This window comes from Flavobacterium sp. 5, from assembly GCF_002813295.1.
Classification (GTDB): Bacteria; Bacteroidota; Bacteroidia; order Flavobacteriales; family Flavobacteriaceae; genus Flavobacterium.
In genome coordinates this window covers 4190901-4216488 of the sequence record NZ_PHUE01000001.1, presented here as the reverse complement: position 1 = coordinate 4216488, position 25588 = coordinate 4190901, and the positions used below count along the sequence as shown (strand labels likewise).

The following is a 25588-nucleotide window of genomic DNA, read 5'->3' as shown; positions in this document are numbered from 1 at the left end:
ATTTATGTGTGCGATTTTTATTCATTATTTTTTCATAAAATTATTGTTACCTTGTTTAACTAAAAAATTTATATAGAGAATTGTTCTTACGTAACATTTAAGTCTAATTACTACAATTATACAACTCCCATAAAATACTACAATAAAATTGTATTATTATTCAATATTGATACAGATACAGTACCCCCATATTAATTAAAAATACTTTTCAATCTTTATTATTTATTAAACCTTTAAATATCTTTTTTATCCATCCAAAATAAAAGGACACTTATTTTTTCAATATTTTGTTAAAATCTAAGATGTAATTACCATTTGAGTATATTTACTTACTTCTACTTATAAAAATGTTATAAAAATAGTATGTCCTAAATTTTTGATAAAATTTGTAAGTATTTAATTATTCAAATTAGTATGTTTACGAATTATAAAAAAGCACAAAAATCTATGACCTCACAAAAAAATAGTCTAATTACTTTGATAATAATTCTAAAATATTCGCGATATTTATTTTCTTAAAATTTGTTTTAGAAAATTAAAATAGATTTTATAGTTGTGAAAAAAAAATCATTAAATAACGTAATATTTTTAATAATCACTTTTGCTCCCAAACCCAAATCTATATAATAATTAAAAAAAAAAACATGGTTAAAAACTACTTATCTAATTTTAAAGGATTTAGCAGAGAAATTTGGATTCTTACTTTTATTACTTTCCTCAATCGTGCAGGAACTATGGTAATCCCTTTTCTTTCCAAATACATGAAGGATGACCTATCCTTTTCTTACAATCAAATTGGATGGATAATGGTTTTCTTTGGAGTTGGCTCTATAATTGGCTCTTATTTAAGTGGTAAAATTTCAGATAAAATAGGATTTTACAAAGTGATGATTTTTAGTTTATTCATGAGCGGTATCGTTTTTATTGTTTTACAATTTTTGACCTCATTTGTAAGCCTTTGTGTTGGAATCTTAATTCTAACTTCAATTGCCGACATGTATCGACCAGCAATGCTATTAGCCTTAGACACTTATGGAAATAAAGAAACTAGAACACGTGCATTAACATTAACTAGGATTGCTATAAACTCTGGTTTTCTAATAGGACCAGTTTTAGGCGGATTAATAATTATGAAAGTTGGCTATAGTGGATTATTCTGGGTTGATGGCTTAACCTGTATACTTGCCATTTTAATTTTTAGCATACTGGTAAAAGAAAAAAAGTTACCTTTTAAACTTAAGAAAATAAAAAGCGATATTAATTCAAATAAAATTATTCTTAATGACAAACCCTTTTTATTGCATTTGCTTATTACAATGATAACAGGTATTTTATTTTTTCAAATGTTTACAACACTTCCTTTATACCATAAAGAGCAATTTAATTTTACTGAATTTGAAACTGGTTTATTACTGAGTTTAAGCGGTTTAATTATAATTCTTTTTGAACTTCCGCTAGTAAGATATATTGAAGAGAAAAACATAGACAGAATTAAGATAATTTCTTTAGGAATTCTTTGTATGTCTATAAGCTTATTACTAATGCTTGTTAGTGATTGGAATGGTATTTTGATTGTCATGGTATGCTTAATGTCTATCGGTGTTATGCTAACCTTTCCTTTTGCTAATTCATTTGCAATGAGCAGAGTACACATGGATCTAAAAGGAAGATATATAGCAGTATTCACAATGAGCTATAGTTTTGCTCATATCTTAAGTGCAAAAACGAGTATGGGAATCATTCAAGCTTACTCCTATCAAGCAAACTGGATTTTTATGGGGACACTTGGCTCTACCGCTTTAGTTTTATGCTATTGGTTATCAATAATGCTAAAGGAAGAAAGAGAAAACATTGAACTCAAAATTAAAAAATCTCTTTTTTCTCAAAAAGAGGCTTCCTAATTTTTCGCAACTTTAATAGTTTCTATTATTCTTTAATATAAAATTTGAAGCTGAAAATTAATTCCTTTTAGCTTAGTCCAACATAATCCATAATAGTATTTAACACTTATATTTTTTATAAGTGTTTTTTTTTGCCCTCAATATTACATTTGTTCATTTAGATACCCCAATACCATTTTTAATAATTTCCTTTTACAGCAATATTGAAATCTTTAATTTTAAATAAATATGAGTATTTCAATTCAAAATACTTACTAACATCACAATTCAAAATATTAAAAAAAAAAAACCTTAAACATAAATGCTTAAGGTCTTCTCTTAATAGAGAATTAAATATTCTCTAAATTAAAATGTTTTATTATTTAATGACGATTAGAATATGATTTATTTATTTTAAATCAACTTTCTTTTTAATGTATTATTACAGCATAATAAATTAAATTTTATTATCAATATCTTTTTTATAGCGATTAAGCATCGCCTTAGTCATACCAATATTCCCTTTTGAAGAATCTACCGCCAAATAAATTAAATACTCTCCATTATCTGAAACATCCACAATATGAATTTGCGTAGTAAGAGTAAAAATAATGTCATCTATTTTCTCTTTTAATCCCAAAGAGGCAATAACATTCATTTTTGATTTTACAACTTCCAAATTAAAAGCTGATGCTAATTCTGGATCAAAAGAATCTACGGTTGTTAATGAATAATAAGAAATCCCGCTCTTGATTTCAGCAATTGCAACAGCAATAAAACCAGGCATATTCTCTTTTAAATTTTCTCCGAATTGTTTTAAAAAGTCTGACATAGTATATATATTAAATAGGTTACAATTTAAGAACTAAATTATCTATTACTTTAAGAAGCAATCCTAATTTAGAAATATCATTCGTAGTTGTAATTAAAAATAAATCATCACTTAATTTATTTCCAACTAATAACCCTGAATCCGTTTTTAGTACGATTTGTTTCAAATCATTAAATTTCATATCTTCCAACATCTCTTTACACATTGTAAAAATAACATTGGACATTGCAGCTATATTTATAGAATTCTCTATATTTAAAGAATCAACAACATCACCATTTTTATCAAACACTAAAGCAGCTTCTAAGCCTGTTTTTTCTAATTGATTTAAATCCATTTAAATTATTGTTTTGTATAAAAATACATATATTTTTCATAAAATTAAGTTTTTTTTTATTACAAAAACAAAAAAAAATCACAAAAAAAAAGTATTTTTATAAAAAAAATATGTATATGAAAAACACTAGAGAAACCGAATTGTTAAAACATGAATTAAATAAAAAACTAGAAAATTTTAGAACACTACGAGTTTCTAATATCCAAAACGAAGTAGAAAAAGCAGCAATAACAACTGATAATGAAAAGCCAAAATCAAAAGGTTTCTTTTCAAAATTTTTAAATAAATAGTAATATCGAAACCATTAAATTAAGTTAATACTTTAAAAAACTATAATAAAAAATAGTATCATCTAATTTAGAAGTATAAACTTCTAGAAAAGTTGGCTCAAAACCAAAAAGCATCAAAATAATAAAAAATGAAACTAAAAACTATTATTTACTTAATCCCTTTAACCCTTTTTTCTTCTATTCTATCTTCTCAAACCGTTTTAAATGATCCTGAAATAAACAAGATGGTCACTGAAATTAAAGCTACAAACTTAGAAAATACCGTTAAAAAACTTGTTTCTTTTGGCACCAGACATACTTTAAGTGACACCAAAAGTAAAACTCGCGGTATAGGTGCAGCTCAAGCTTGGATAAAATCAGAATTTGACAAGTATGCATTAGAATCAAATGGACGACTTACGTCAAAAATTGATTATTTCACTGTAAAAGCGGATGGAAAAAGAATAACAGTTGACAGTCAGTTAGGAAATGTAATGGCAACATTAAAAGGAAACGATCCACAAGATAACAGAATACTAATCGTTAGCGGACATTTAGATTCTCGTGTTTCTGATGTTATGAATATTACGGCAGATGCTCCAGGAGCAAATGATGACGGATCTGGAGTAGCCGCTATGATGGAACTTGCTAAGATTATCAGCAAACGTTCTTACCCTTGTACTATTGTATTTGTTGCCGTAACTGGTGAAGAACAAGGACTATATGGCGCAAAACATCTCGCTGACACTGCCAAAACAGAACAATGGAATATTTTAGCTATGTTTAATAATGACATGATAGGTAATAGTTTATCAAATGGTACACGGTTGAGTGATAACACAAAAGTTCGTGTGTTTAGTGAAACTATTCCTTATTTAGAAACTGAAGATGAAGCTAAAATGCGTAAAGCAACAAATAGTGATAATGATAGTCCTTCAAGACAATTAGCTCGCTATATAAAAACTACTACGGAACAATATGTTCCTCAACTAGAAGTAGAATTAGTATACAGAAACGATCGATTTTTGCGTGGAGGAGACCACACTCCATTTAGTCAAAATGGATTTACCGCAATACGTATGTGTGAAATGAACGAAAACTATGATCATCAACACCAAGATTTAAGAACTGAAAATGGTATAAAATATGGTGATTTACCTGAATTTATGGATTTCGATTATTTAAGAAAAACAACTGCCTCAAATTTAGCCAGTTTAGCTAATTTGGCCTGGTCACCTAAAGTGCCTAAAAATGTAGGTATTGAAGTCAAAGAGTTAACAAATTTTTCTAAACTGGTTTGGAATGCTCCTGAAGGAAAAACTCCTTTTGGCTACCAAATTTTAATTAGAAGTACGTCTGAATCACAATGGCAAAAAGCCATTTTCGTTACAGATACTCAGGCTCAAATACCCTACTCTAAAGACAATTATTTTTTTGCAGTTCAAGCAATCGATAAATTAGGGCACCCAAGTTTGGCTGTTTTCCCAAAGCCAATTCGATAAATATAAAATGCAAGAAGCGCCAACTCAGGCGCTTTTTTTGGATTTTAATCTATTTAGTTTTCCTAAACCAACTCTTTAAAATACTGCAATAAAACTGCATTGTTATCTAAGGTAGGAGTGAAAACTTCCAGAATAGTTGGTTTGTCATTTTGTTCATACAATGAATTCAACTCACTTATTAGACTAGCTTCATCATTTGCTACCAAATAATTCAAACCATACATTTTAGATAAATGTTCTGCGGTTAATTTATGTGATGTTTCAAAGTAAGTATTAAAAACAGGAGTTTCTTCATGCCCTGGTAAAATTCTAAAAATACCTCCTCCTCCGTTATTAATTAAAATAATTTTGAAATTTTTAGGAATATAATTGTTCCAAAGCGCATTGCTATCATATAAAAATCCAATATCTCCAGTAATAAAAACTGTTGGATTGTTATTTCCTACCGCAGCACCAATAGCTGTCGAAGTACTTCCGTCAATCCCGCTCGTTCCCCTATTACAATACACTTCAATTGAACTATCAATAGGAATTAATTGAGCATATCTAATGGCTGAACTATTGCTAATTTGCAATTGACTATTCTTTGGCAAACTCTGAATTACTTTTTCAAAAACCTTCAAATCTGTAAAAGGAATTTTAGACAAATAGATTTCGTGTTTCTCGTTACGCAACATTCTAATCGCATCCATTTTACTGAAATAATCACTTTCAATTTTTGCTCTTAATGGCAAAAAGGAGTTGAAAAAAGTATTAGGATTTAATTCAAAGTGTTTCGTCAAACAACCAAAAGTGTCATAAGCTCTCAAAGTATCAATATGCCAATGCTGTTTGGGGTTGTATTTTCTTAAGAAAGCTTTTATACGTTTGGAAACTACCATTCCACCAAAAGTAACTAGAATTTCTGGTTGAAATGCCTCAAAATCTTCTGCAGCAAAAGGAGTTATAACCGTATCAATACTATTTATAAAGCTTGGATGATGCAAATTTGAAGTTGTCTCGGTCATTACAACCACCGATTTATCATTTGCAAAAGCTTCAATAATTTCTGAATCAATTGTATTGGGTTCATTTACCCCAACAAGAATCAATTTCCGAGTAGCTATGTTCCAAAGACTCGCGCTTTCCAGTAACGTTGCAGTATCGATTGTCTGTAGCTCTTTTGCGGAAGCAAAAATTTCACTATTCACACTTGACTCGGAAACCGTTTCATACAAAGGCTCTTCAAAAGGCGCATTAATATGAACCGGTCCCTTTTTATCGATTGCCATATTAATTGCTTCATTGATTTTTCTATCATTTTCTTTAGATACTTCCTCAGTTAAATTGGCATTGTACAAAGAATGATTTTCAAAAACATTTTGCTGACGAATGGTTTGTCCGTCACCAATATCAATCTTACTTTGAGGCCTGTCTGCCGAAATAACAATCAGTGGAATCTCGCTGTAAAAAGCTTCTGCAAGTGCTGGATAATAATTTAACAAAGCCGAACCTGAAGTACAAACAAGTACAGTTGGTTTTCGGGTTTGCTGAGCGATTCCCAAAGCAAAAAAGGCAGCTACACGCTCATCAGCTATGCTATAACATTGAAAAGCTGGATTACTTGCAAAACCTATTGTTAAGGGTGCGTTTCTTGAACCAGGAGATATGATAATGTTGGTGATTTCTTTGGCTAAAAAAATTTGAAGAATGCTTTGTGCTAAAGGTATTTTGGGGTACGTCATTGTATAATTTTCAAAGAAACAAAGATACTAAGTTACAAGGGTTTTTAAGTATTCTTAAATAGTTTTCTTAAATTTGAAAACAAAAAATTTTCAAATGGAAATCACCTTACGTCCTTATAAAACCGAAGACACACAAGCCATATTAGATATTATAAATTATAATATCCTAAACTCAACAGCCTTATACGATTATAATATTAGAACTTATGATCAGCAAAAGGTATTATTAGATGACAAAATCAATAAAAACTTCCCTGTCATCGTTGCAGTATGCGAAGGCAAAGTAGCAGGTTTTGGTATGTATGGTGAATTTCGGTTTAAAGAGGCTTATAAATTTACTGTAGAACATTCGGTTTATGTAAGTAACGATTATCAAGGAAAAGGAATTGGAAAAATTTTACTAGCTGAATTAATCCAAATAGCAAAAAAACAAAACCTTCATACAATGATCGCTGTAATCGATGAAGAAAATCAAAGCAGTGTCGATTTTCATGAAAAATTCGGCTTCAAAACGGTTGGAATTATAAAAGAATCAGGGTATAAATTTGACCGATGGTTACACTCCGTTTTTATGCAATTGATTTTGGAGAAGTAAAAGTCAAAAGTTATCAAGTCTTGTTTTAACCAATTTGACTTTCGACTTTATGACTTTATAAACTTTCGACTTATAACTTTGTAGTATCTTTGCACTTTTACAAATACTATGGATTTCACTTTGCTCTCTTCTCCCCTACAAGGATTTACTGACTTTCGTTTTAGAAATGCTCAAAACAAATATTTTGGAGGGATAGACACTTTTTACGCTCCTTACATCCGTTTGAACGGAAAACTAGTCATAAAATCATCTTACGAACGTGATTTATTACCTGAGAATAATTCCAGTTTAGAAGTAATTCCGCAAGTTATAACCAATGATGCTGATGAGTTTTTATTTGTTGCCAAATATGTTAGAGAATTAGGATATAAAGAATTGAACTGGAATTTAGGTTGCCCGTATCCAATGGTTACGAAATCCGGAATGGGTTCAGGACTTATTAGTAATACCGAAAAAATCAATCATATACTGGATAGAGCACATTCTGAAACAGATATTATTGTTTCCATGAAAATGCGTTTGGGATATGATACAACCGAAGAGATTCTAGATGTTTTACCCATTTTAGATACCTATCCAATAAAAAACATTGCCATACACGCCCGCATTGGCAAACAATTGTACAAAGGTGGCGTTCATCTAGATGCGTTCCAACAATGCATAGACAACACGAAACACAAATTATATTATAATGGTGATATTACTTCGGTGGCTAAATTTCATGAAATGCAGCAGCGTTTTCCGTCAATTGACCATTGGATGATTGGAAGAGGTTTAATCGCCAACCCTTTTCTACCAAGTATGATAAAAAATAACACTACTGAATATCCCAAAAACAAAATGGAATTATTTAGCGCCTTTCACGACACTTTATATGAAGGATACAGCGAATCTTTATCGGGACAAACTCATATTTTATTAAAAATGCACCACTTATGGGAGTATTTTTCGGTTATATTTTCAAATCCTCATAAAGTCCATAAAAATATCAAAAAATCTAAAAGCATTCGGAATTACGAAGCCACAGTAAAGGAAGTTATTGCACAAGAAAAGTAAATAAGCTCAAATATTATAAGTTTCGACAGTAAATATGTAACATATTTAAGCTAACATGCCAATACATTTGTATGTAATCTTAAAACAAAAACATTATGAACCTAAAGAGATTTTTCGGAGCATTACTTACTATTCTTGGTATAGTGGGACTTATTTATGCGGCAGTAATATTTACAGATACATCAGGACAAACACGAGATATTAAATCATTAATTATTTATGGAATCTTAGGAATTGTTTTTTTTACTTCAGGTATAAGCTTGGTGCGTACAACCAAAGACGAATCTTAAATAGTCTTTAAGGATAATGCAAGCTGATTGCTTCTTTAATTTGAAAACACAAAAAGGAGCCTGTTGCAAGTAACAACAGACTCCTTAACAAACAAAATAAATTTTAAAATTTAGATATTAGTAGGCAATTATTTGTTTGAGGTAAAAGGGTTTCCTGGCGTAAAATAAATTTATTCAACTGATACACGTTTATTTTATATTCTGGATTTGGTGTCAAATTGGGTTTCATTTCATTTGAAATTAAATAAATTTTGGATCTAAAGACAAAACACCTTTTTTATAAATATAATTCAAGTTACAATTGGCAACAGTAAACAGTACTTTTTACATATCAAATCACTTGTTTTTACAAAATTATCATCCATTATGTTTTTTTTCGATGTCAAAGACACCCAACTAATTAGTATAAACATAAGTCTCTGTTGTGGTATTTAGAACATATGCATTTTCTATTGGGTGTCCGAACACATCTATATTTTTTTATATTATGATCTGATTATAAGAACACTAGACAATTAAAACTATTCCCAAATTATTTTAAAAAAAACTTACCAGCCATGGCTAAGTATGGTAATTAATTTGCGAGTGATACATCATTTAAACAGATATGCCCTAAAATCAATTGGGGGGTTGGATTTTTAGTTCAATCATAAAAAATCAATTACAATCCTACATTAATTACATCATACACCAGCCAAAACTTTATTTTTAAAAAATTTGTTATATGTTATATTAAAATTAGAACTAATCTTTAATTGCTAATTAATGAAAGTCCTAATGCCAATTTTATTTTTTCATCATATTATAATTTAAAAAGTTATAAAAGCATTTACGTAATCGGATTGCTTTTGGTTTTAAAAAAAATAAAAAAATATTACAAAATACTACAAATCAGTATTTTAAAATGAAAAATAATTTTAATTTTAAATAAAACAATTCTTTTATTTTCAATAATTATTAAAAATGTTAGTAATTAAAAGGAATTGTATAAGTTTGTAAGACTAAGACACTAATCCACATCATTATGACCCAAGACGAATTATTAGTTTTAATTTATAAGAAGGACGAAAAAGCTTTTACCCATTTATACGATATGTATTCTAAAAGTTTGTTTGCGGTTATCAATACATTAGTGAAAAATCGAGAAGAAGCTGAAGATGTTCTACAAGAAGTTTTTGTAAAAATTTGGAAAAACATTGATTCTTATCACGAAAGCAAAGGACGTTTTTACACCTGGATTCTTAATATTGCTAGAAATACTTCAATCGATAAACTAAGGTCTAAAAATTTTAATAACAGTCAAAAAAACCTTTCCTCCGATAATTTCGTACATCTATTAGACGACAGCAACAAGCTATCGCATCTAATTGATGCAATAGGAATTCAAGAATTTGTAAAAAAACTAAAACCCAAATGCATTCAAATTATCGATTTGTTATTCTTTAAAGGATACACACAACAGGAAGCTTCGGAGGAATTGGCCATTCCCTTAGGAACTGTAAAAACGCAAAACAGGAATTGTATTAACGATTTACGACTTTATTTAAAATTATAATGGATACAAAACAATATATCGACTCCGGAATTTTAGAACTGTATGTTTATGGTTTACTCAGTGAAACAGAAAACATTGAAGTTGCAGCTTTGGCAAAGGAACATAGCGAAATAGACGATGAAATAATATCGATAGAAAAAGCCATTGTTGCTTTATCATCTACTTTTTCGCCTTTTCATTCGGTTGCTAATTATGAAAAAATTAAAGCTAAATTAGAATTGAAACACGGGAAAGTCATTGAAATGAAGCCAGCCACATCAAGATATACTTATGTAGGTTGGGCGGCAGCTGTCATTTTATTATTAGGAATTGGATATCAATACCAGCAACTCAATGAGACCAATAATAAAGTTGTGGTAATCAGTTCTGAAAAAAATAATTTGGTTAAAGCCATCGATTCATTAGCCTTAAAAAACAAAACTATCGAAACTAGTTTAGCAGTAGTTCGTGATCCAAAAAATACAGTAGTAAGTTTGGGAGGACAAGCAGTTTCCCCTACTTCATCTGCTAAAATATATTGGAACAAAAAAACAAAAGTAGTTTATGTTGACGCTTCAGGTTTACCAAAACCTCCAAAAGGAATGGTTTACCAAGTTTGGGCATTAAAATTAGTTCCTGTTTTGACACCTACAAGCATTGGTTTATTAAAAGACTTCGATAGTAATGACCAAAAACTATTTGAAGTTAGTGATACTGGTTATGCGGAAGCATTCGGAATAACCTTAGAACCAGAAGGTGGAAGCCCAACACCAACAATGGAGCAATTATATACCTTAGGGAAGGTTTAAATTAAAACATACACTATTATTATAAAGGTTCAGCAAATTGCTGAGCCTTTTTTTATTTCAAAAGAAACTACACTTTTTTTGCAAGCACAAACAATAGTGTCGCATTTATATAATCAAAGTCATTGTGAGAAATAAAGCAAACACGTTGAAAGTGTAATACAAAAAAGAGTTTGACAAGCAAACTCTTTTAAAATAATATAACCGAATGAATAAAAAAACTATCCTTTAACCCAATTTATGACTTCAGGGTCTGTTGGTAAAGTTTTTGGAGAAATAACTTTTTCCAATTCTCCTTTTTCATTAATAAGATACTTTTGAAAATTCCATTGAACTTCTGAATCTTGCAATCCATTCTTTGATTTCTGAGTCAAAAATTGATAGACAGCACACATATCAGCACCTTTCACAGAAACTTTATCCATCATAGGGAAAGTAACACCATAATTTAATTGACAAAAACTGGCAATTTCTTCTTTCGTTCCAGGCTCTTGAGAAGCAAAATTATTGGCAGGAAAACCAACAATTACAAATCCTTTGGCAGAATACTCTTTATATAAAGCTTCTAAATCTTTATATTGTGGAGTTAATCCACATTTTGAAGCAGTATTGACAATCATTATTTTTTTTCCTTTCAGCGAAGCAAAATCAAAAGTTTTGCCATATAAATCTTCTACTTTAAATTGATAAATGTTTTGTTTCACTTGAGCTTGAATTTGACTATTAAAAAGAAACATTGCGCAGATAGCGACTACTATATTTTTCATGGTTTATTTTTTGATATAAATTTAAGCAAATATCTGTGTTATCAGAAACAATTTTAACGAAACAAATGTTAATTAAAACTGAAAGTTCAACTCCAAAAAATATTAGCAGAATTATTTCAATCCTATTTTATTTTTGCACCAAATTAAATTTGACTCAGCCTTACATAAAATATATTGATTTTAAAAAATTTGTCTCTAGAATAATTAAGAAGCAAAACTATGGAACAAAAAAAGAGGCTCTAAAGAAAACCTCTTTAATTGATAATTTTTATCAGATTCCCCCATGTAATTTATTGTCCTAAACCTAACCTACTAAATCTAAAAAATTACAAATCAATAAAAATTATCCTTTTTTGAATAGATATGCTAATATACAAGTAAAAACAATCAACATCCTTAAAATGAATATATTATCGATGAAATACATTTTATTTTAAATAAAGTAAGTTTTATATTATATAATACAAAAAACACTTCTTTAAAAAATATTAAAACCTAATAAACAATGCCTTATACAAATAAACGGTGCTAGCATTGTTTCAAAATAGCCAAAACAGATATCATCAAAAAAAAAAAAAAGATGCTCCATGTGGAGCATCTTTGACAAAATAAAAAACCAATAATTTTATAAGGGCCTACCTTTTTAACTAACTATTGTAAACAAATCATGAAAATAACGTACTAACTTTCAAAGATTTATAGCCTAATAATATTATTTAAAATACACTTTTTCAAATACCATGCCAAAAACCAATAAAAACATTTTTTACCGACTAAAAGACATCTTAATGACAAATTGTAAGTTTTTTTTGATTACTATTTTCTACAATTAAAATGCATCTTAAAATAAAAAAGGGCTAATCGAAAGATTACCCCTTTTTTATATTCCATTATATTCTAGAAATTATTTTTTATAAAACTTTCTATATTTTGGGTATGTCAAAGCTCCAATTACTGAAATAGTTCCTAATGAATACCAAATCCAACTTAATGAATGTGCTTCACCACTAGCATATGAATGCAATCCAACTAAGTGGAAATTCACACCATAATAGGTAAATAAAATCGAAATAAAGGCAAACATACTCATCAGGTTGAAAATCCATTTTCCTCTCATTGCAGGAACAAAACGTGCATGAATTACAAAAGCATAGACCATAATACTGATTAAAGCCCAGGTTTCCTTTGGATCCCATCCCCAGTAACGTCCCCAGCTTTCATTAGCCCATTGCCCACCAAGAAAATTTCCAATAGTCAACATAACTAAACCAACTGTCAAAGACATTTCGTTGATATACGTGATCTCTTTGATATTTAGAGACATTTTTGCTTTATTCTTTTCATTAGTAAAAAAGATCAAAAGAAGTGACACAAAACCTAATATCATTCCCAAAGCAAATGGTCCATAACTAGCCACAATAACAGCTACGTGAATCATTAACCAATACGAATTTAGAACAGGTTGCAAATTAGCTATCTCTGGGTCAATCCAATTAGCATAAGCCGCCGCAAGTATCATTGCTGTCACAAACGCTGCCGAAGCTACTGTTAATTTTGATTTAATATCAAAGGCTAACCCAAAAAACATTGTCGCCCAAGCCACATAAACAATAGCTTCATAAGCATTACTCCAAGGTGCGTGCCCAGAAATATACCAACGAGCTCCTAATGTAATGGTATGCAAAAAGAATAATATTGCAATGATAACATGCATCGAGTTAACCAAAATTCGCATTACTTTAGAATCTTTAAAAATTTGAAGAATCGTAAAAGCTAACATCAAAATCGCAGCAAATAGATACGCAAATGGTAATTTCTGAAGTAAATCATATTTGTTATAAGCGATTTCTAAGTCAATTTTATCTTCAGTTGGTCTTACTTTGCTACCGAATTTCTTTTGAAAACCGTCAATACTTCCTAATAATTCATCGGCAGTTTTATAGTTTTTTGTTTGAATAGCGTGTCCTAAAGTCCCAAAATAAAGTGGTAAAATACTTTTGGTATACGTAGAATCCATTCCCTTTAAACCAGCGTGTTCAAGTTCTAAATAAGAAATCCATTTATTTCCTGGATCATTTGGAATTGGAAAAATTCTTAAAATACTTCCGCTCAACGCCGATTCCATTAAGTTTACTTTCTTATCAGTTTCTACAAAATCTTTTTCAAATTGATCTGGATTTCCAGCTTTATAGGCTTCATCTAAATATTTAGCTAATTTATAATTCCCTTTTTCATCAAAGAAAGAAATAAAAGGAGCATATGCATCTTTAACATCAACACCTATTATGTGACGAATACTATCATTTCCAGGCTTAATATAAATCAATGGAATTTCAATCCATAATTGTGCGCTTTGTGTCATCGACAAAAATACCTGATCAGAATTCATTCCATTATAAGTATCTGAGTGACTTACTTTTCGCAACAATTCAGATGAAAAAGTATTAATAGGTTTCATTCGTCCACCAGCATCTTGAATAATTAATCGTCCAAATTTTGCTGCATGTTCTTTAGTCACTGTAAAAGCAGTCAATATAGAATCCAATTGCTTCTGAGTTGGTTTTACTCGAACATGAGCTGCACTTTCTGTATGCGAATGATTAGCTTCATCATTAGTATGATTGTGTCCGACATGTTCTTGTGCAAAACTTGAAATGCTCAAAAACAAAACTAAAATCGTTATTAGTTTGGCTTTTTTATTTTTCACGACTTCTAGTTTTCTTTTCAAGTCTGCAAAACGAGAATGTTTAACAAACAAAATTGCCAACATACTAAAAAACAACATAAAATAACCAATATAAGTGATGGTTGTTCCCCAATAATCATGGTTTACAGATAAAACCGTACCTTTCTCGTCCGGATCGAATGACGATTGAAAAAAGCGATATCCTTCGTGATCCAAAACGTGATTCATATATATTCTAGCATCAAATGGTTTTGTAGAGTCCTGAACAGTCACCTGACTTTCGAATGACGAATAACTTTTCTCAGTTCCTGGATATTTACTAGCAATAAAGTCATTTAATTTAATTTTGAAAGGCAATACATAGGCTTTACTTCCGTAGAAAAAAGAATATTCGGTCCCTCCTATTTTAACTGTTTTAGAGTCGCCAACTTTCCCTTTAGTACCTAATAAACTTATGGTTTCTTCTTTGCCATTGGCAATCAATTTTACGACTAAAACATCATCATGACTTTTTGCTTTAAAATCATTTTTAGTTTCATAATCAATTACTCCTGTAACAGCAGGGTCTGGAAACACAAAACGAATGTCTCCAATGCTATACAACGAACGCATCATCAAAGGTTGAGAAATGTCTTTTACAACTTTACCTTGCAATTTATCAGCCATTCTCATAAAATTACCTTCAAAAGGCATTTGGATTTTATAATCACCTTCTGTGGTCGTAATATTTATAGCACCATCAGTATGTTTATTCAAAGCAAAAAGAACATTATGAATGTTTTGAACTTCTCCTGATTTCAAAAAATGTTCTTCTCTGCCACCATCACCAGCTTCAACTAGTTTAAAATACAAAGTCCCTTTTGGGTCGGGCTTAACGTATTCTTTGGCACCCATAATATAATTTTGGTACTGCACTTCAAATGGATTTCCTGCAAAATCACCTTTCATAGAAAAATTATTATCGGTAACTGGCGATAATAAAAGTGATTTATCAAAAACTCTACGTTTCATTTCTCCTTTGTATTCACCATCGACAAAAAGAGTTAAAAACATTTTATCTGAGTAAAATTGATTTTCTGCAGCACCTTCGCGAATAGGCATCATTCCTTCAAAACTAATATAACGCGTGATAAAAGCTCCTCCAATGATGAAAATAAAAGACAAATGAAGCATTAAAGTAGCCCATTTTTCTTTTCTTAATAAATTATAACGTTTTATGTTTCCAATGAAATTAATCATAAAAAATCCCATAATGGCCTCAAACCACCAGGTGTTGTAGATTAAAATTCGAGCGGTATCAGTATTGTATTTACTTTCGATAAAAGTTCCAGTACCCATTGCTATTGCAAAAGTTAAGAACAGTAAAGCCATTAATCGTGTTGAGAATAGTACAGAAAATAATTTTTTATTCATTTGGGAATAAATTTCGTTTATATAACGTTTATGTAAAGTGTCGCAAAAGTACTTAAATTTGTCCACTTGTTTTAATAGCCAATTGTTAATTTAAACCAAAAATAAGCATCCTTTTTTAAACAAAAAACAATAAACTATGCTTACTGTTGTTATATCATGAATCAAAATTTTGAATTCAACTCTTCTTTTTTTTTGTTAATTTTGCCAAATGATTAAAATTACGATTATCGGTTCTGGAAATGTAGCGCAACACCTGATTGATGCTTTCGCAAAAAGTAAAGCGATTGATATCATTCAAGTGTTTTCAAGAAACCAAAAACAAATTATATCTAATCTCGATCCGAGCAAAATCACCAATGATTGGAACGCTTTGGCAGAAGCAGATTTGTATATTATAGCCGTTTCTGATGATGCTATTGCAAATGTTTCTTCGCACTTAACTTTTGAAAATCGATTAGTAGTTCATACATCTGGCACAGCACCATTGACTTCATTGGATAACAAAAACAGAAAAGGCGTTTTTTATCCTTTGCAGACTTTTACCAAAGGAAAACCAATTGATTTTAAAACCATCCCCTTTTGTCTTGAAACTCAGTTTGAAGAAGATTATGCAATATTAGAAAAAGTAGCTCATTCAATTTCAAACAACATATATGCGATTGATTCTCATCAACGAAAAGCTTTGCATGTTGCGGCCGTTTTTGTTAATAATTTCACTAACTATTTATATCAATTAGGAAATGAGATTTGTTTAGAGAATCATGTTTCTTTCGATATTTTAAAGCCTTTGATTCTTGAAACAGCTGAAAAATTATTAACGCTTTCACCTCAAGATGCTCAAACTGGTCCTGCAAAACGCAATGATATTTCGACTATAGAAGCACATGAATCTTTTTTATCTGATGAAAATCAATCTACAATTTATAAAATACTAACACAATCTATACAAAATCATGGCAAAAAGCTATAAAGAAATAATGAATGATATTACTACGTTTATTTTTGACGTAGATGGCGTACTTACTGACGGTTCTGTCCATGTTAGTAATGAAGGAGAAATGTTAAGAATAATGAACATTCGCGATGGCTATGCCATGAAAGCAGCTATAGAAAGTGGTTACCATGTATGTATTATTTCAGGTGGAAGTAACGAAGGAGTTCGAGTGAGACTACGAAACTTAGGAATTACCGATATTCATTTGGGAACTCCAGATAAAGTAAAAACATTCAAAGAATACACGGATGTTTATAACATTAAGCCGGAACAAGTTTTGTATATGGGCGACGATATCCCAGATTATCATGTAATGAAATTAGTTGGTTTACCTTCTTGTCCACAAGATGCAAGTCCTGAAATTAAAACAATTTCCAGATATATATCACACAAAAATGGAGGCAAAGGTGCTGTTCGGGATGTAATCGAACAAGTGATGAAAGTGCAAGGAAAATGGATGAAGTATTTTGATGGAAAACATGATTAATCATTTAAAAACATCAATCATACAAAAAGAATAACGAAACAAAAACATGAAATACCTAAAATTAATACGTTACCAAAACCTACTCATGCTGGCTTTAATGCAGCTTCTTTTTAGATATGGCTTTTTGACTTTTCAAAGTATTCCATTAGCACTAAACGATTGGCAATACTTATTGTTAGTATTGGCTACAATTATGATTGCTGCTGGCGGTTATGTTATTAATAATATAATGGATCAGGCAACTGACAATGACAACAAACCTAATCAAGTTGTTGTTGGTAAAAGTATATCCGAAGTTACCGCTTACAATGTTTATTTTGCTGTTACAGTTTTGGGAGTTGGGACTGGTTTTTATTTATCGAATGTGATAGCAAAACCTGGATTTGCAGCGATTTTTATTGTTATTTCGGCTACCTTATATCTTTATGCTACAAGCCTAAAACAGATGTTGCTTATCGGAAATTTTGTTGTCGCTCTTTTACTTGCTTTTAGCGTGATTATTATTGGAGTTTTTGACCTGTTACCAGTTATCAATCCAGGAAATAAAGTTGCTATGGCCGAGTTGTTTTCAATTCTTTTAGACTATGCAATATTTGCCTTCGTGATTAATTTTATTAGAGAAATTGTAAAAGATTTGGAAGACGTTAATGGGGATTATAACGAAGGAATGAATACCTTACCTATAGCTTTGGGTATTAAACGTACCTCTAAAGTAGTGCTTGCTTTAAGTTTGATTCCTTTGGTAATGGTTATATTTTATATTAAAACCTACATTTTTGCTAATGATTTATATTTAGCAACATTATATGCTTTGATATTCATAGTTGCACCATTAATTTATTTTGCCATAAAAATGGCTGATGCTAAAAAAAGTCAAGATTTTCATCATCTTAGCACTGTTTTAAAACTGATTATTCTATTTGGACTATTCTCCATTGCTATCGTCACTTATAATATTCTTCATCATGCTTAAAGAAAAACTCAAAAACTATAAACTCATATTAGCTTCAGGTTCACCAAGAAGACAACAATTTTTTAAAGATTTAGACTTAGATTTTGAAATTCGTCTAAAAGAAATTGAAGAAATCTTTCCTCCCGAGTTAAAAGCTGAAGAAATTACCAATTATCTTTCAGTGCTGAAAGCCAATGCTTTTGAAGGTGAATTACAAGAAAATGACATATTAATTACAAGTGATACTATTGTTTGGCATAAAAATTGCCCTTTAGGTAAACCGAAGGACCATCAAGATGCTTTTGAGATTTTAAAATCTTTATCGAATGCAACACACGAAGTAATCACTTCGGTTTGCTTTAAGACAAAAACGTCTTTTAATCTTTTACATGAGACAACAAAAGTTACATTTAATGCGTTAAGTGACGAGGCGATTCTTTATTATCTAGAAAATTATAAACCTTATGATAAAGCTGGAGCCTATGGAATACAGGAATGGATTGGTTTTATTGGAGTTTCAAAAATTGAAGGATCATATGCTAATGTGATGGGAATGCCAACAGATAAAGTATATAACTATTTAAATAATTTATAAAACTAAAATGGATTTTTTAAATCAATATATTAAAGAGGAAATCAGTACTGGTGTACTCTTATTGATTGTATTTCTATCTCGTACTTTTGTTTCCAAAATAATAAGACGATATGCAAAAACAAGTGAAATTATTGAAAGAAGAACCAATCTAGTTATAAAATACATTAACGTTCTTATTACAATTTTGTTCTTTATTACTCTTATTTTAATTTGGGGAGTAGAAGCTGAAGCGATTTTTGTCACTATTTCTTCTATTGCTACAATAATTGGAGTGGCAATGTTCGCACAATGGTCAATATTGAGTAATATTACTTCTGGTATCATTTTGTTCTTTTCATTTCCATTTAAGATTGGAGATATCATTTTGATCCATGATAAAGACTATATGGTAGAAGGCGAAATTGAAGATATTGGTGCTTTTCATGTAACACTTCGTTCTAAAGAAGGGGAAATGGTTATATACCCTAATAATTTATTTTTCCAAAAAGGAATTTCAATTATTAAAAAACCATCAACCACAAATAGTGAGTTTGTTGATTAACTCCTAATTATTATTTTATTATTAAACCCAACTCTTAAATCTAAATACTATGAAAACAATTAAATTATTTATTATCGGACTCCTTTTTTTATCGGCGAGTTCAGTACAGTCACAAGTGTCTGTAAATGTCAACATTGGAACACCTCCACCAGTTGTTGTGGCATCACCAAGAGTCGTAGTTGCATCTCCTCCTGAATGGGGACCTGTAGGATACGACAATATGGAATACTATTATCTTCCGGATATACAGGTGTACTATGATATTAGACTATCTCAGTACATTTATTTTGGAAATGGCAGTTGGATTCGTTCTTCAAGATTACCAAGTTATTGCAGAAATTACAACTTATACAATGGTTATAAAGTAGTTTTAAATGATTATCATGGTAATGCTCCTTATGTATATTTTAACGCTCACAAAGTAAAATATTACAAAGGATACAAAGGAAAACCTCAAAAAAACAGAGGAGCATATCATGAGCATTATGATAATGATAACCATAGTAATGGTAATTATGGTAATCATCATGATGATCACCATGACAACGGAAATCATGGAGGAAAAGGACATGGTAAAGGAAAACACTAAAAAAAACAAAAGAAAAGAGCACTTAAATAGTAGTAGTGGTCGGAAGAAATTCCGGCCACTTATGTTTTAAAGACTTTTGAAGGATCTCCACCTGCCAACGTTATCATTATTGCAGTAATAAGTTCTCTAAGTTCCAAAACAAATCTTCTTTTAGCGGTTTTATAACCAATATTATTTGCTTTTTTATATATAAGGATAAGCATTGCTACAATTAAAGTCATATAAACCATTACTTCTATTCCATTTTTGCTGAGTGAAACAAGATGACTAAAATTGAGTTCTTGTTTGATAAATCTAAAAAAAACTTCAATATCCCATCTTTTCCTGTAATAATCAGCAACTTCTTTAGCAGTAAGTTGAAAATCATTAGTAATAAACCAAAAAACTTTTTCGGGATTTTGTTTGTTTTTCACAACCACTAGCCTGAATTGATTATCGACTTTTTCTTGGCGATGATGTGTGTTCCCTCGCTTGTTTTTTATTGGAACACCTGTGTAAAGGTTGACAATACTGTCTTGAATTAAGATATTTTCTCCAATATCTAAATCCTGATTTTCCAGAATCAAAGACCGTATTTCTTGATGTTTTCGGTTTTCCTTAGACCTGATAACAAATTTGATATTCTTTTTATCAAAGTCTTTCATAGTTCGGGTGGATTGAATACCTCTGTCGATAATGTAAATATTGCTATGTTCAGTATCTTTTTTTACTTGATTTAAAATAGCTTCGGGAAGAGCATTATCTTCTGCTGAATATCTTTGAGCATTAAATATCTCAACACCAGAAGGAAGAATTCCGTCAAAGGAAACACTATATTTTATAAGTTTTTTACCGCTTTTTTGATCAATACCTTCTTTGAGTTTTCCAGCAGCTTCTGCAACAATGGTACTATCTACCCGAATTAAATTATACTTGCCTCTTTCTAACTGATTGTAACTCTCAGAAAAACGATCATACATACATTCAAAAATTTCTTTGAAATAACTCGCATCAATCTTCGAGAGTCTCTCTGAAATTGAACTTCTTCGGATAGTTTCTGATTCATCCAAGTTAAATATAGATTTAAAACCTGAATAGTTAAAGGTGTCTTCCAATGTTCGTTGGCTGAGCTTTTCGTTATCCATTATAGAATATAAAAGCAGATAAAATACTTTTTTGCCATGAAGAACTTTTGAATAATGATCTACTTTAGTACTGGTGGAAAGATGGGATAAGAGAGCCTCTGGAATGAAGCCTAATAACTCTTTAACGGATACTTTGTGGTCTTTAAAATTTGCCATAGATTACTGATTTACCAGTAATAAATATACGTAAAATCAATACTATAAACAAGAAAAATCTCGTTAAATAAATAATTAAAAACAAAAAAAGTCGGAAGATTTTCTTCCGACCATGACTACTTAAATAGTGCTTTTTTCTTTTGTTTTTTTTTAGTAAATTATTTGGCCCTGAAAATTTACATTTTTTTTACAATTAAACTCGAATTAGTACTTAATTATGTTTTTTAATCTTAACTAAATTATTAAAAAAACAGTTCTATTTAGATTAAATTTCTAATGGGAATCTTATAAAATAATAAAGAAAAAATACAACATAAAATATTGAATAAAAGACCAATTTTGTTTATGATATATTCAACTTTCAAAATTAATTATATTCAATTATGGAACCTGTAAAATTACCATTCTATGTTAAATTCCCTTGCATACTTCTAAGTGTAATTTGTTTAACTTACATTTTTTATATAGCAAAAGATATCTTTACACAAGTCTTGATGGCATTTTTATTTGCTGTTTTATTGGTTCCTATATTTACCTTCTTGAACACCAAAATTAAATTTCCGAGATACCTTGCAGCTATAACCTGTGTTTTACTTTTTGCAGCGTTTATTATTGGAATTTTAGCTTTTATTTCTTACCAAGTTACTGATATGGCTAATGATTTTGAGACAATTAAAAAAAACGCAAATGCTTTTATAATTGAAGTGCATAAGTTTATAAAAGGCAATTTTAATGTAAGTATTGGAGAACAAAAAAAGTATATTAACACTGTAACTAAAGACTCTGTTAAAAATGGTACAGGTACTATTGGCTCTGCAATATTATCTATAAGTGATATACTCTTGGACAGCACTATCATTCCTATTTACACTTTTTTGTTTTTATTATATAAAGATCATTTTATTCTATTCCTTGCAAAGTTAATAGACAAAGAAAATCATTTGGTTTTAAAAGATATTTTGTCTCAAATAAAAGTTTCAATAAATAAATACATTGTAGGATTAATTCTCGAAATGATTATTGTTTCAGTTTTAACGAGCTTAGGACTTTGGATTATTGGTATAAAATACTTTATACTATTAGGGCTTATAACGGGGATTTTAAACCTAATTCCATATATAGGTATTTTGATTGCTGGAATAATAACCGTTTTAGCATCATTAACAGGTTCATCCGAAACATCAATAATATTAGGAATTTTGATTGTGAATATTATTGTTCAATTAATTGATAATAATATACTAGTGCCATTAATTATTAATTCCAAAGTAGAAATTAATGCATTTGTTTCAATATTGGGAATTATTATTGGAGGTACTTTAGCAGGTATTTCAGGTATGTTTTTGGCAATACCACTTTTGGCTATTCTAAAAATTATTTTTGATAGAATTGAATCTTTAGAACCTTGGGGTTATTTGATGGGAAATGATATGCCTAGTAAATTTATATGGAGAATTCGAAAAATAAAGTAAAAACTAAATAATATAAGTAATTAAAGCTTTCTTTAGCCTTAATTTTACCTCATAAATCGAGCCTAAATTATCTGAATGTCTTTGAAGAAAATAATAGTAGTTTTATTTTTTGTATGCTTTTGTTTTCAAAGCAATTATGCTCAGCTTGCTGAAACAAAAAAAGATAGTACCGAAAACATGTATTCTAAAATACATAATTACTCTAAAACAAATAATTTTACCAAGATAGTTTACAAACTTTTTTTTAAATCCAATAAACCAAAAAAGAAAGAAGAGCTACTCCAACAAAGAGATACTACAAATTATAATGGAAAAATAATCCGGAAAATAAATATTATAACCCTAGATCCATTCGGAAATTCTGTTGCAGACAGCATTATGAAACCAAAAAATTGGGGAGAAAGAACTGGGAATAAATTACATTTAAAAACAAAAAGAATTGCGATTTATAATTTATTGTTGATTAAAAAGAATACTCCTTATGATTCCTATAAAGCTCAGGAATCGGAACGTATTATACGTTCTCAAAAATATGTAAGCGCAGTGAGAATTTCGGAAGAATTAGCTAGCGAAAAATCCGATTCTGTAGATGTTACAATACGTGTTCTAGATTCCTGGAGTACCATTCCACGTTTTTCAACATCAAAAAATCAGTTTTCTATCGGAATAAAAGAAAAAGATTTTTTCGGTACTGGCCAAGAACTTGATTATCGTTTTACTAATCGTTACGATGATGGCAAGAACGGTAACGAAATAACATATTCTGTTCCAAATATTAAAAATACGCTTATAAGCACTGTTCTACATTATAAAATGGATTTAGATAATAATTATTCAAAGAGCATTGATGTTGAACGTGATTTTTATTCACCTTTAACAAAATGGGCTGGTGGTGTTTATATCGGTCAAGAATTTAGAACAGACACTTTACAAGCTCATGATTTCTCTTATGCTTATCAAAATTTTAAATATAATTCTCAGGATTTATGGTTAGGGAAAGCAAGTGAAATATTTAAAGATGAAAAAAATGAAATAACAAATTTGATTATTACTGGTCGTATTTTTAATATAGACTATATCGAAAGTCCAACTGATGAGTATGATCCTATGCAATTTTATTCTGATGAAAAACTTTTTTTAAGTGGTGTTGGAATCAATAAGCGTAAATATATAAAAGACAGTTATATTTTTAGAAACGGAATGACTGAGGATGTACAGATTGGTAAAATTTACGGATTAACATTTGGTTATCAATACAAAAACACTTTTTGGCGACCGTATATAGGTGGACAGTTTTCTTTTGGAAATTATTATAGGCTAGGATTTTTAAGTATGAATTTTGAAGCTGGTACTTTTTTCCAAAAATCAAAAACCTATCAGACCTCTTTTGTATTTGAAGCCAATTATTTTACAAAGCTTTACAGTATTGGAAAATGGAAACTGAGACAATTCATTAATCCCAAAGCAATAATTGGTAATAATCATGAAGATATCATTGGAGATAAACTTAATATAAATGGGGACAATGGTTTAGCAGGTTTTAATGCTGCGCTATACGGAACCAATAAAATGATTCTATCATTGCAGACACAAACATATTCTCCTTATGCCTTACTGGGTTTTCGTATGAATCCCTTCTTCAATTACTCGATTGCTCTTTTAGGAAGCCCTAATGATTCTATGTTTACAAATGAAGCCCATTCGACACTAACAATAGGTTTATTAATCAGTAATGATTTCTTGGTATTTAGTTCTTTTCAATTGTCGCTGTCCTATTATCCAAATATTCCATTGCAAGGGAATAATATTATTAAAACAAATACTTTTGAAACTTCTGATTATGGGCTACAAAGTTTTGAATTGGCAAAACCAAAAATAGTAGACTATAAATAGATACAATTACTTAGAAAAGAATACAATTTGATTACTTATTTTGGTTTCATCAAAATAAAACTATTTTAAATTTTCATCCAGCCATTCAAAAATAGTTTCAAAAACTACATTTCTAACTGATTTTTTTGATAAAATCAAATCGTGCATAGCTTCTTTAAAACCGAGAACTTTTTTATTAAGCGATTCAATTAATTTTGATTTTTCGATAATATCTTTTACATTTAAAATAGCATCCCCTTCAAACATTTCTTCACTCCACCTTGAGGGATAAACTGAACGCATAGAATGCAAAATTAAAATTGGTTTAATAATAGAGACTCCTTTTGCAATTTTCAAATGACCTTGATGAATTGCATCTACCCATCCTGCATTTATAGAGGGGGCACTATGAGGTTTCCATTTCAAATTGTAATCCCACTCACCATAATCACTTTTATGCAAACTTTTACCGTAAAACTTTGAAAAACCAATTGGCAAAACCAAATTAGGATTTAATCTGCCTAAAAATGAAAGTATAGGGATAACAGTTTTCTTTTGAATCCAAGGCACATTAAAATCATAAAAAGGACTATTACAAATCAGTACATTAAAAAGAGTACTCTCTTTTCGAACAGCAGCATATAGCGTTATAATTAGACCACCTGTTGAATGCCCATAAAGGACTATTTTTAAATTGCCTTCATCTTTAATTACAGCCAGTGCTTGGTCAATATCTTCATAATACTCAGACAAATGTCTTACATTATTGGGTTTCTGATTTCTTAAAATAGATCTCCCATATTTTCTTAAATCCAAGGCATAAAAATTATAGCCTTTCTTTAAAAATTCTTCAGCAATTACCACTTGATAAAAATAATCATTAAAACCATGAATACACAAAATGGCTTTGGTAGACTCTGTTAAACCTCGCTTTCTGATCAATGTAGCTGCAACAGCTCCTTCATAATCATCGCGCTGAGTAATAATTCTTTGTTCAAAACCATTCTTCAAAATATCTTCCTGATATTGCATATCCAATTTAGATTAAGTTAATTGTAAACAAAGGGCAATTTCAAAATAATTCCAAAAAAATCATTTCACAACATTCTCAAATT

The 25588-nt window shown here is 29.9% G+C and carries 23 protein-coding genes; 16 read left to right on the top strand and 7 right to left on the bottom strand.

Translation table 11 applies throughout. From position 1 onward, the window contains the following. Positions 1-644: 644 nt before the first annotated feature. Positions 645-1901, top strand: coding sequence for an MFS transporter (locus CLU82_RS17745; RefSeq protein ID WP_100844356.1), 1257 nt, complete (start codon positions 645-647; stop codon positions 1899-1901). A gap of 436 nt (positions 1902-2337) precedes the next feature. On the opposite strand, the gene CLU82_RS17740 is transcribed toward CLU82_RS17745, so the two are convergent. Then, positions 2338-2712 carry a hypothetical protein gene (locus CLU82_RS17740; protein ID WP_100844355.1) on the bottom strand — a complete coding sequence of 125 codons (375 nt, stop codon included), beginning with the start codon at positions 2710-2712 and terminating at the stop codon, positions 2338-2340. 19 nt (positions 2713-2731) lie between these two features. Next, the gene (locus tag CLU82_RS17735; protein WP_100844354.1) at positions 2732-3049 is read right to left on the bottom strand and encodes a roadblock/LC7 domain-containing protein; all 318 of its coding nucleotides are present in this window, start codon (positions 3047-3049) and stop codon (positions 2732-2734) included. 116 nt (positions 3050-3165) lie between these two features. Here CLU82_RS17735 and CLU82_RS20775 point away from each other — a divergent pair, with 116 nt between their 5' ends. After that, positions 3166-3339 carry a hypothetical protein gene (locus CLU82_RS20775; protein ID WP_157813396.1) on the top strand — a complete coding sequence of 58 codons (174 nt, stop codon included), beginning with the start codon at positions 3166-3168 and terminating at the stop codon, positions 3337-3339. 128 nt (positions 3340-3467) lie between these two features. Beyond that, positions 3468-4820 carry a M28 family metallopeptidase gene (locus CLU82_RS17725; RefSeq protein ID WP_100844352.1) on the top strand — a complete coding sequence of 451 codons (1353 nt, stop codon included), beginning with the start codon at positions 3468-3470 and terminating at the stop codon, positions 4818-4820. A 62-nt stretch (positions 4821-4882) separates the two neighbouring features. Here CLU82_RS17725 and menD read toward each other — a convergent pair whose 3' ends face one another. Continuing rightward, positions 4883-6544 (bottom strand): 2-succinyl-5-enolpyruvyl-6-hydroxy-3-cyclohexene-1-carboxylic-acid synthase, encoded by a 1662-nt coding sequence (gene menD, locus CLU82_RS17720; protein WP_100844351.1) that lies wholly within the window; start codon positions 6542-6544, stop codon positions 4883-4885. Positions 6545-6638: 94 nt separating this feature from the next. On the opposite strand from menD, the gene CLU82_RS17715 reads away from it, so the two are divergent. From CLU82_RS17715 to CLU82_RS17695, 5 genes are all read left to right on the top strand, one after another. Beyond that, positions 6639-7139 (top strand): GNAT family N-acetyltransferase, encoded by a 501-nt coding sequence (locus CLU82_RS17715; protein WP_100844350.1) that lies wholly within the window; start codon positions 6639-6641, stop codon positions 7137-7139. A gap of 108 nt (positions 7140-7247) precedes the next feature. Beyond that, positions 7248-8195, top strand: coding sequence for a tRNA-dihydrouridine synthase (locus CLU82_RS17710; RefSeq protein ID WP_100844349.1), 948 nt, complete (start codon positions 7248-7250; stop codon positions 8193-8195). 95 nt (positions 8196-8290) lie between these two features. Next, complete coding sequence (locus CLU82_RS17705) at positions 8291-8485, top strand: hypothetical protein (protein WP_100844348.1); 195 nt, start codon at positions 8291-8293, stop codon at positions 8483-8485. Positions 8486-9509: 1024 nt separating this feature from the next. Then, positions 9510-10040: an RNA polymerase sigma factor gene (locus CLU82_RS17700; RefSeq protein WP_100844347.1), complete on the top strand. Its 531-nt coding sequence runs from the start codon at positions 9510-9512 to the stop codon at positions 10038-10040. Next, a complete protein-coding gene (locus CLU82_RS17695; RefSeq protein ID WP_100844346.1) occupies positions 10040-10828 on the top strand; it encodes an anti-sigma factor domain-containing protein in 789 nt (262 codons plus the stop codon). Before CLU82_RS17700 ends, CLU82_RS17695 begins: the two co-directional genes overlap by 1 nt. Positions 10829-11046: 218 nt before the next feature. Here CLU82_RS17695 and CLU82_RS17690 read toward each other — a convergent pair whose 3' ends face one another. Then, positions 11047-11592: a glutathione peroxidase gene (locus CLU82_RS17690; RefSeq protein WP_100844345.1), complete on the bottom strand. Its 546-nt coding sequence runs from the start codon at positions 11590-11592 to the stop codon at positions 11047-11049. Positions 11593-12496: 904 nt separating this feature from the next. Then, positions 12497-15691: a cytochrome c biogenesis protein CcsA gene (gene ccsA / locus CLU82_RS17680; protein WP_100844343.1), complete on the bottom strand. Its 3195-nt coding sequence runs from the start codon at positions 15689-15691 to the stop codon at positions 12497-12499. 208 nt (positions 15692-15899) lie between these two features. Between ccsA and CLU82_RS17675 the strand changes: the two genes are divergently transcribed. The 6 genes from CLU82_RS17675 to CLU82_RS17650 are packed head-to-tail and all read left to right on the top strand — an operon-like array spanning position 15900 to position 19849. After that, on the top strand, positions 15900-16661 hold the full coding sequence (locus CLU82_RS17675) for a Rossmann-like and DUF2520 domain-containing protein (RefSeq protein ID WP_100844342.1): 762 nt from the start codon (positions 15900-15902) through the stop codon (positions 16659-16661). Continuing rightward, positions 16645-17172, top strand: a complete 528-nt coding sequence (locus tag CLU82_RS17670; RefSeq protein WP_100844341.1) for an HAD family hydrolase — start codon at positions 16645-16647, stop codon at positions 17170-17172. Before CLU82_RS17675 ends, CLU82_RS17670 begins: the two co-directional genes overlap by 17 nt. 46 nt (positions 17173-17218) lie before the next feature. Further along, positions 17219-18145, top strand: coding sequence for a geranylgeranylglycerol-phosphate geranylgeranyltransferase (locus tag CLU82_RS17665; RefSeq protein WP_100844340.1), 927 nt, complete (start codon positions 17219-17221; stop codon positions 18143-18145). Next, entirely contained in the window at positions 18138-18719 is a 582-nt protein-coding gene (locus CLU82_RS17660) for a Maf-like protein (protein WP_100844339.1), read from the top strand. Before CLU82_RS17665 ends, CLU82_RS17660 begins: the two co-directional genes overlap by 8 nt. 7 nt (positions 18720-18726) lie before the next feature. Next, positions 18727-19260: a mechanosensitive ion channel domain-containing protein gene (locus tag CLU82_RS17655; RefSeq protein ID WP_100844338.1), complete on the top strand. Its 534-nt coding sequence runs from the start codon at positions 18727-18729 to the stop codon at positions 19258-19260. A 49-nt stretch (positions 19261-19309) separates the two neighbouring features. Then, the gene (locus tag CLU82_RS17650) at positions 19310-19849 is read left to right on the top strand and encodes a hypothetical protein (RefSeq protein ID WP_100844337.1); all 540 of its coding nucleotides are present in this window, start codon (positions 19310-19312) and stop codon (positions 19847-19849) included. Between the two features lie 59 nt (positions 19850-19908). Here CLU82_RS17650 and CLU82_RS17645 read toward each other — a convergent pair whose 3' ends face one another. Next, positions 19909-21129: an IS4 family transposase gene (locus CLU82_RS17645; RefSeq protein WP_100841957.1), complete on the bottom strand. Its 1221-nt coding sequence runs from the start codon at positions 21127-21129 to the stop codon at positions 19909-19911. A 383-nt stretch (positions 21130-21512) separates the two neighbouring features. On the opposite strand from CLU82_RS17645, the gene CLU82_RS17640 reads away from it, so the two are divergent. Further along, positions 21513-22601, top strand: coding sequence for an AI-2E family transporter (locus tag CLU82_RS17640; protein ID WP_100844336.1), 1089 nt, complete (start codon positions 21513-21515; stop codon positions 22599-22601). 75 nt (positions 22602-22676) lie between these two features. Further along, complete coding sequence (locus CLU82_RS17635; protein WP_100844335.1) at positions 22677-24494, top strand: hypothetical protein; 1818 nt, start codon at positions 22677-22679, stop codon at positions 24492-24494. 60 nt (positions 24495-24554) lie between these two features. Here the strand turns inward: CLU82_RS17635 and CLU82_RS17630 are convergent, their stop codons facing one another. Continuing rightward, positions 24555-25505, bottom strand: coding sequence for an alpha/beta hydrolase (locus CLU82_RS17630; protein ID WP_100844334.1), 951 nt, complete (start codon positions 25503-25505; stop codon positions 24555-24557). Positions 25506-25588 lie beyond the last annotated feature (83 nt).